The following is a 5,975-nucleotide window of genomic DNA, read 5'->3' as shown; positions in this document are numbered from 1 at the left end:
TGGNNNCCGNCAGCCNTCNNNCNGGCGCCCTCCCCGGCCGGGAGCGCGCCCGCCCGAAGGCGATCGCCGCCGCACGCCGGCGGGGCCCGGCTCCTTCCGCTCCGCACCCGGTCGCGGAGGGTGACCGACCGGTGGCGGAGGCGGGCTTGGCCGGGGGCTTACGGCCCGCTTAACCTACGGTCTCGTAACCTACGAGTCCGTAAGTAGCAACCGCTTTTCCAGGAGTACCCGTGACCCTTGCCTCTTCCCCCCTCGGCAGTTCGGCGGAATGGACCGATGCCCGGCTGCTGTACGCCCTGGAAGAGGTGGTCGAGAAGGAGCTGAACCGCCACCTCAAGGCCGCCAAGGACTGGATGCCGCACGAGTACGTGCCGTGGTCGGACGGCCGGAACTTCCCGGGCGTCTTCGAGGACGGGGAGCCCTGGGACCCGCGGCAGTCGAAGGTGTCGGACGTGGGCCGGATCGCCCTGGTGGTGAACCTCCTCACGGAGGACAACCTGCCCAGCTACCACCACGAGATCGCCACCCTCTTCGGCCGGGACGGCGCCTGGGGCACCTGGGTGCACCGCTGGACCGCCGAGGAGGGCCGCCACGGCATCGTGATGCGGGACTACCTGCTCGCCTCGCGGGCGGTGGACCCCGACGAGCTGGAGCGGTACCGCATGGCCCACATGAGTGAGGGCTTCGAGTCGGACAACCGGCACTCGGCGCTGCACTCGGTGGCGTACGTGGCGTTCCAGGAGCTGGCGACGCGGATCTCGCACCGCAACACCGGGCACCAGTCGGGCGACCCGGTGTGCGACCGCATGCTGGCGCGCATCGCGACCGACGAGAACCTGCACATGGTCTTCTACCGGAACCTGCTGGGCGCGGCCTTCGAGCTCGCGCCCGACCCCACCATGCGGGCGGTCAGGGACGTGGTGGTCGGCTTCCGCATGCCCGGGCACGGGATGCCGGGCTTCGAGCGGGCCGCGGCCCGGATGGCCATCGGCGAGATCTACAACCTGCGCATCCACCACGACGACGTGCTCCAGCCGGTGCTGCGGTTCCTCAAGGTCCTGGAGATCGACGGGCTCGGCCCGGAGGGCCTCAAGGCGCAGGAGGAGCTGGGCCTCTACATGAACGGGCTGGACGCGGAGGCGGCGAAGTTCGACGAGAGGCTGGCCGCGCGCAAGGCCCGCATGGCGGCCCGCGCCGAGGGCTGACGGCCGGGGCGGCGGGCCGCCGGCCCGCGGGGCGGACGCTCAGCGGCGGGACGGACGCTCAGCGGCGGGCCCGCCGCCGCCTGAGCTCGTGCCGTTCCTGCTCCGAGAGCCCGCCCCACACGCCGAACCGCTCGTCGTGCGTGAGCGCGTACTCCAGGCAGACCTGGCGGATCTCGCACATCCCGCAGAGGAACTTCGCCTCGCGGGTCGAGGAGCCCGGCTCGGGGAAGAACAGCTCGGGCCCCGTCTGGGCGCACAGGGCGGTCTCCTGCCAGGAGGGTTCGGCGCCGGCCCGGGCGGGGGCGGAGCGGGGGNCGGTGCGGTCTTCGGTGCGGTACGTCGGCATGCGGACCACACTGCCCAGGACGGATAAACGACTCCTCAACGACGGGTCAACGCCCGCGGGGCGGTCGCTCCCCGTCAGGATGCCCCCGCGCGCGGTGACCCGGCAAGGGGCCCCGGCGCGCGGGCGTGTCACGCCCCGCGGCCCCCGCCCAGCACCGCGAAGCGGGCGCCGTAGGGGTCGGTGAGCTTGGCGCAGCGGCCCAGGCCCGCCACGTCGGTGGGCCCCTTGCGGACCTTCCCGCCGTTCCGCTCGGCCTCCGCGATGGCCGCTTCGAGGTCGTCCACCGCGAAGTACGGCGTCCACGAGGGGCCGCCGGCCGTCTCGGAGGGGTCGCTCGCGAGCGGGACGACGCCGCCGAACGCGTCGTCGGGCGAGGCCGGTCCGGCGCCGGACGGCCGGAGCAGCGTGTACGCGCCGCCCGCCCCCTCGGCGGCGGTGTGGGCCTCCATGCCGAAGACCATGTCGTAGAAGGACAGGTCGGCCACCGGGTCGGGGGTGTACAGCTCCGTCCAGCACAGGGCGCCGGGCTCGCCGACCGCGTCGAGGCCCCGGTTCGCGCCGGGCTGCCAGACGCCGAAGCCCGCGCCGGTGGGGTCGGTGAACAGGGCCATGCGGCCGAGGTCGAGGACGTCCATCGGGTCGAGGGTGACGGTGCCGCCGCCCGCGCGCACGGCGGTCGCGACGGCCTCGGCGTCGGGGGTGTGGAAGTACAGCATCCAGGCCGGCTCGCCCCGCTCGGGCGGGACGGTCATGCCGCCCGCGACGGTCCGGCCCTCCCGGGTGAACATCCCGTAGCCGCCGGCCTCGGGGCCCGCCGGGGCGAACTCCCAGCCGAACAGGGCCCGGTAGAACGACCGCGCCCCGTCGAGGTCGGGCGTGCCGAGGTCGACCCAGATCGGGGAGCCGGTGACGAAGCGGGTGGTGAGCATGGGCGTGTCACTCCTTCTCGGCGCGGCTCGGCCGCGCCCCTTCGGGTTCTCCGGGCGTCCCGGGCGTGCGGCGTCCGCCGGCGGTCCGGCCTCCGGCCCCGCCGCCTCTCCCTGGGGGTTACGGTAGGCGGAGCGCGCACAACCCGCATATCGGAACATCTCGGGCGCGGCGGTGCGCCGGGGGTCCGCCACCGGTGCCGCGCGGCACCGGGTCCGGGCGCGGCGGCCGCCCCGCCCCGGAGGCCGCGCCTCCCGCCGCCCGTACGGGTGTGCGGCCGCCTTCCGGGCCTTACCGCACCGCGGGGTCGGGCGGGAAACCCCGGAAACGGTTGCAGGACGGATACGGATTCGTGTGAGAAGCGGTGCCGCGAGCCGTCACCATGGGTGGGTACACCCGTGCCCGGCGCCTGCCACGAGCAGGACGGCAGTAAAGGACCTTTCGTGACCGTGTCGCGCCTCATCCCCGTCCCGATCCCCGACCACGTCGCCGCCCTGATCGGGTCGTGCATGCCGATGGGCGTCCTGCAGGCGGAGATCGACGCCGAGTGCGCGGCCCGTGAGGTGCGCCGCTTCCGCGGGCCGATGTGCCAGGAGGACCAGGCCGACCGGGAGCACGCCCTGGCGGCGCTGGCCCGCGCGAACAAGGTGCTCGCCGCGTACAACCCGGGGCTGGTGCTCCGCCCCGGCGGCGGGGTCCTCTGACGGGTCAGCCCGGGGTGCCGTCCACGTACAGCCACCGGCCGTCCGCCTTCTCGAAGGTGCTGCGCTCGCGCAGCTCGCCCGGCTCGCCGCGGTGGGTGTGGCGGGCGGCGAAGGTGACCGTGCCGGTGGTGTGGAACAGGGTGCCGCCGGTGGTGTCCAGCACCTCCAGGCCGGTCCAGCGCAGGTCCGGGTCGAAGTCGACGGCGTGCGGCCGTGTCGCGGGCGACCAGGTGCGCAGCAGGTACGCCTCGTCGCGCGCCACGAAGGCGCTGTAGCGGGAGCGCATCAGCCGCTCCGCGGTCGGGGCCTCGGCGCCTCCCGCGTGGAAGGGGCCGCAGCACTCGGCGTACGGGGCGGGCAGCCCGCAGGGGCACGGCCCCACCGGCCGGACGGCCGGNNNGGCGGGNGCGGACTTCGGGCGGGGCTTGCGTCGCGGCATGGGGCCATTCTGCCGGGGGCCGCTCCGGCGGGCCGCGCCGGTCCCGGCGGCCGCGACCGGCCGGGAGCCCGCCGCGGCCGTCGCAGCCGGGGCGGTGCGTACGGCGGCGGCGTTCCGGTGGGGTGCGGCGCCCGCCCGGTGCCCGCCGTGCGGCGGGTCAGGGCGGGCCGGCCGGCGCGTCCGGGGAGAACTGGACCAGGAGCAGCGCGATGTCGTCGGTACGCCGGTCGGCCGGGCCCGCTTGGCCGAGCAGCAGTTCCAGCAGCCGGTCCGGCTCCCGGGCGTCCCACCCGGCGAGGTGGCCGGCCAGGGCGTCGATGGCCTCCTCGATGTCCGCCCCGGCCGTCTCGACGAGCCCGTCGGTGTAGAGGACCAGTACGGAGCCGGGCGGAAGGTCGAGTTCGGTCACCGGGTACGCGGCGTCCGGGTCGATCCCGAGCGCCGGCCCCGGAGGCACCTCCAGGCGCCGGGCGCGGCCGTCGGGGCAGCGCAGCAGCGGCGGCGGATGGCCGGCGCTGACCGCCCGCACGCGTCCCCGTTCCAGGTCGATCCGGGCGTACAGGCAGGTGGTGAAGAGACCGGGGTCCAGGTCCAGCAGCAGCCGGTTGGTGCGGGCCAGCACCTCCTCGGGTGCCGCGCCCGCGGTGGCGTGGGTGTGGACGGCGGTGCGGACCTGCCCCATCAGGGCGGCGGCGGCCACGTTGTGCCCCTGGACGTCGCCGATGACCGCGGCGACCGTGGCGGCGTCGACCCGCAGCAGGTCGTAGAAGTCGCCGCCGATGTCCATCCCGCGCGTGGCGGGCAGGTAGCGGGCCGCGACGCGCAGCCCGGGCGCGGTCGGCAGCGTGTGCGGCAGCAGCGCCTCCTGCAGCCCGTGCGCGAGCTGGTGCTTGGCGTCGTACAGCCGCGCCCGGTCCAGGGCCTGCGCGATGAGGCCGGCCAGGGAGGTGAGCACGGCCCGCTCCTCGGCGGGGAAGGCGTGCGGGCGGTCGTAGGTGAGGACGCAGACGCCGACCGGCCGGCCCGAGGCGATCATGGGCAGGAACGCCCACGCCTGCTTGCCGCTCACCCGGGGCGCCTCCGGGTAGATCCGCGCCATCTCCCCGGGGTCGCCGAAGAAGGACGGCACCCCGGTGGAGAGGGCCTGCCCGGCGGGGGTGAAGGAGGTGTCCAGGGGCAGGCCGTCGAGTTGTTCGAGGGCCCGCCGCGGGTAGCCGCGCGAACCGGTGATCCGCAGCCGCCCGGACTCGGCGGTCGACAGCACCAGCCCCTGGGCGCCGAACGCGGGCATGATCTGCTCGGCGACCAGGTCCACCACGTCCTGCACGCCGACCGTCTCGGTGAGGGCGGCGGCCAGGTGCAGCAGCTGGTAGAGCTGCCCCACCCGGGTCGGCGCGGCGGGCGCCTGCCGGTCCGGGTCCGCGACCGGGGGGTCCTGGCCCTCCTGCCGCCGGCCGGCGGGCGTGATCCGGACGCTGACGCCGCTCGCGTCGGGGTAGAGCCGGAAGTCCAGCCAGCGGTCGGGGGGCCGGCAGGCGGTGAAGGACGCGGGGCGGCGGCTGATGACGGCGGCGCGGTAGCGGTCCTCGTACACCGGGTCGTCCAGCCACGGCAGGGCCTGCCAGGGGAGCGTGCCCAGCAGGGTCCGCGGGTCGCCGCCGAGCAGGGCGGCGCCCCTGGTGCTGATGTAGGAGATGCGGCCCTGGAGGTCCAGGGCGCAGCACCCTTCGGGCAGCCGCTCGGCGAAGTCCGCGGCCGCCGCGGCCGCCTGCGATCCGGTGGGGCGCCGGACCTCGTCGCGGCCCAGGACGCGCGGCACGTTGGGCGCGGTCACCGGCCGGCCGGCGTCCGCCGCCTCGTCCAGCAGGCGCGCCAGCCGCCGCCCGCTGGAGGCGATGTGGGAGCGTTCGCGGCGGGTCGCGCGGGGCGGGCGGCTGCCGGGCCACATCAGCAGCAGGGTCCCCCAGCGCCGCTCCCCGCTGACCGGTACGGCCGCCAGCGTCAGCTGGTACGGCAGGGCCACGGCCGAGCGCGGGTAGCTGCGCGCCATCTCCGTCTGGTCGCCGATCCAGACCAGCCGGTTCTCCCGCAGGGCGTCGGAGACCGGCGCCGGGGAGGCGAGGGACACCCGTGACCACGGTGTCGCCAGTTCGGCGGGGACCCCGCCGACCACCACCAGCTGCAGCAGGTCCTCCTCGGGGACCAGCAGGTAGAAGGCCCCGACGGACGCGCCGGTGCGGCGCATCGTCTCGGTGAGCACCGCGTCGAGGCCGCCGGGCCACGTCGGCACGTCGGTGCCGGCGCCGGTCACCGCGCGCCTCCCGGGCGCCGCGGGNCGGGCCCGCCNGNNGGCG

General features: G+C 76.0%; 5 protein-coding genes and 1 pseudogene. 2 read left to right on the top strand and 4 right to left on the bottom strand.

All coding sequences use genetic code 11. The features are described from left to right. Window positions 1-230: 230 nt before the first annotated feature. The gene (locus MW084_RS18730; protein ID WP_010473828.1) at window positions 231-1,205 is read left to right on the top strand and encodes an acyl-ACP desaturase; all 975 of its coding nucleotides are present in this window, start codon (window positions 231-233) and stop codon (window positions 1,203-1,205) included. A gap of 58 nt (window positions 1,206-1,263) precedes the next feature. Here the strand turns inward: MW084_RS18730 and MW084_RS18725 are convergent. Next, window positions 1,264-1,519: pseudogene (locus MW084_RS18725) on the bottom strand (WhiB family transcriptional regulator); the annotation flags it as partial. 160 nt (window positions 1,520-1,679) lie between these two features. After that, window positions 1,680-2,480: a VOC family protein gene (locus tag MW084_RS18720; RefSeq protein WP_010473824.1), complete on the bottom strand. Its 801-nt coding sequence runs from the start codon at window positions 2,478-2,480 to the stop codon at window positions 1,680-1,682. A gap of 441 nt (window positions 2,481-2,921) precedes the next feature. Here MW084_RS18720 and MW084_RS18715 point away from each other — a divergent pair, with 441 nt between their 5' ends. Beyond that, a complete protein-coding gene (locus tag MW084_RS18715) occupies window positions 2,922-3,182 on the top strand; it encodes a hypothetical protein (RefSeq protein ID WP_010473822.1) in 261 nt (86 codons plus the stop codon). A 4-nt stretch (window positions 3,183-3,186) separates the two neighbouring features. On the opposite strand, the gene MW084_RS18710 is transcribed toward MW084_RS18715, so the two are convergent. Beyond that, a partial coding sequence (locus tag MW084_RS18710) for a YchJ family protein (protein WP_275563695.1) occupies window positions 3,187-3,579 on the bottom strand: 393 nt, incomplete at its 5' end. Between the two features lie 199 nt (window positions 3,580-3,778). Beyond that, entirely contained in the window at window positions 3,779-5,569 is a 1,791-nt protein-coding gene (locus MW084_RS18705; protein WP_338057720.1) for a SpoIIE family protein phosphatase, read from the bottom strand. Between the last annotated feature and the right edge of the window lie 406 nt (window positions 5,570-5,975).

Source organism: Streptomyces sudanensis, assembly GCF_023614315.1.
Classification (GTDB): domain Bacteria; phylum Actinomycetota; class Actinomycetes; order Streptomycetales; family Streptomycetaceae; genus Streptomyces; species Streptomyces sudanensis.
Note: the sequence above shows the minus strand (reverse complement) of the source record. Positions and strands in the feature narration are given on the sequence as shown.